Consider the following 270-nt stretch of genomic DNA (forward strand, 5'->3'; position numbering starts at 1 on the left):
GTGTGGAGATGGCGGTTTCAGTATGCTAATGGGGGATTTTATCTCTCTTTCTCAAATGCAATTGCCAGTAAAAATTATCATTCATAACAATGGCGTGCTTGGTTTTGTGGCCATGGAAATGAAAGTGGCAGGTTTCTTGACAGCGGGAACGGATTTACAGAACCCTAACTTTGCAGCGATTGCGAATGCTGCGGGTATCAAAGGCATCCGTGTTGAAAAAAGTGAAGATTTAGATGGCGCATTAAAAGAGGCTTTTGCCCATGATGGGCC

General features: G+C 44.1%; 1 protein-coding gene. It reads left to right on the plus strand.

Translation table 11 applies throughout. The annotated features are described in order from the left end of the window. The coding region (locus NDO48_RS29225; protein ID WP_267322918.1) for a thiamine pyrophosphate-dependent enzyme at positions 1–270 on the plus strand (270 nt) is incomplete at both ends.

It is taken from the genome of Aminobacter sp. MET-1, from assembly GCF_026521175.1.
Taxonomy (GTDB): Bacteria; Pseudomonadota; Alphaproteobacteria; order Rhizobiales; family Rhizobiaceae; genus Aminobacter.